A 1,960-nucleotide genomic window follows, 5' to 3' on the forward strand; every position below is an offset into this window, starting at 1 on the left:
TGGGACATTTTGATTTGTGTTCTCTTGAGACATTATCATTTACGTTTAACACAAAATTTGAGAGAACTTATCATTCACTCGTTGACAAAATTTAATAGGGATGCTATCTTTAGTAATGCTTAATTATTTATTTAGGCTAACCTAAAATATAGTTTTTGGAGGAAGTTTATGAATAAAAATAAATTCTTAATCGGTAGCATGTTAACAATAAGTAGTTTTGTTTTGGTTTCGCAGTCTGCGATATTTGCTGAAGATGAAAGTAATATAAAGGCATCTATAGAGAATATACATAATAAAGTTGCTTCATCAGAAAGCACTACTGTAAGAAGCGAGTTAAAAGATGTTCTGGTTTCAGAGGGACATCAAACAGAGACTTTTGACGAAAAAAATCAAGACGATTTAAACAAAATCTCTGATAAAAACGATATAAAAAATGAAAATAAGGATAGTATTATCAATAATGAAGACCGAGAAAAATTATTAGATTCTGATCTTAAAAAACCAAAAAATGTTTCTAAAGATAAAGAAACAGAGTTTGAAGGTAATAGGTCATCAGAAATACTTGCGCCTACGACCTCAAGAGAATCTGAAAATAGTTTGGAGAGTTATTTGGAAACTGACACTAATCTTTCAAAAGAGAATTTAAAGTCAACCTACATGAATGATCAAAACGCTCAAATCCTAGGAAGCACTATTACAGATAGCCAGAACCTAGTTTATAAAATCTTGTCATATAAAGACGGAGTAGGAACTGTTCAATTAGGAGATGGTGAAAAAAGTCTCATATGGAATGATGATACCTTAAGAATTTCTAATGTTATTCAAAATGAAAAAGGTACATTTACAGTAACGGAAATCGCTAGCAATGCATTCTATAGTGTAATTGAAGAATCATCTGGTCAGCGAATGGGTCCGAATGTTTCGAAGGTTATCGTGCCCAACTCAATCTTGAAGATTCAAGATCGAGCATTCTTTTCAGCTGAAACCATCAGAAATGTTGAGTTTTTGCCAAAGTCTAACTTAAAGCATATAGGAAAAGAAGCTTTTTATTTCTCAAATCTAAAAAATATAATAATTCCGGATTCTGTTGAAACAATCGGAGACAAAGCTTTTTCATTTAATGAGAATCTAACGGATTTAGAAATTGGAGATGCTTCTAATTTAAAGACTATTGGTAAGGGCGCTTTCTCTTCAAACAAAAAATTGAAGCGACTTTACATTCCTAAAGGAGTTACCTCAATAGGAGAAGAAGCATTTATAACAACTCCTGATTTAGAAGAAATAAGGGTAAGTTCATCAAATAATAATTTTAAAGATATAGATGGAATTTTGTTTAATAAAGATGAAAAAAATCTTATAAAATATCCGTCGAGAAAAGTTGAAAGAAACTATGAGATTCCTGAAAAAGTAGTGTTTATAGCCGATTATGCTTTTGACAATAATGATAATCTTAAAGAGTTAATATTTGGGAAAAATGTTAAAAAAATAGGAGATTTTACGTTTAAAAATGCAGATAAGTTAGAAAAAATTAACCTAAATGAGGGACTTGAAGAAATTGGTAGGTTGGCATTTTATTATATGCCATCTTTAGAGAGCGTTGAATTACCAAAATCGTTAAATAGCTTAGGAAGGAATCCTTTTTATGGCTTAGATTCTTTAACAACTATTATTTTTGGAGAAGGAGTCAAAGAATTTTCAAATAGTACTATTGCTGGACCTCTTGGATCATTGAAAAAAATTATAATTAAGGCGAAAAATGCCACTTTTGCAGAGGATAGTTTTAACCTTCCGGATAATATAAAAGGTACTGTTAAAATAGAAGTTGCTTCAGATAACATCAAAAATAAAATGGTGGAATTAGGCTTTAAGGAAGAAAATATTTTAATTAATCTTGACGACGATACGCCAGATGACGGCACTCCGGATGAAGAGACTCCAGATGGCGGCACTCCGGATGAAG

Annotated in this window: 1 protein-coding gene; it reads left to right on the plus strand. The window is 31.3% G+C overall.

Translation table 11 applies throughout. From position 1 onward, the window contains the following. Window positions 1–168 precede the first annotated feature (168 nt). Window positions 169–1,960: leucine-rich repeat domain-containing protein (locus ACQV2R_RS08570; RefSeq protein WP_428875560.1), on the plus strand; the 1,792-nt coding region annotated here is incomplete at its 3' end.

It is taken from the genome of Facklamia sp. P12937, assembly GCF_050409505.1.
In the GTDB taxonomy this organism is placed as follows: Bacteria; Bacillota; Bacilli; order Lactobacillales; family Aerococcaceae; genus Facklamia.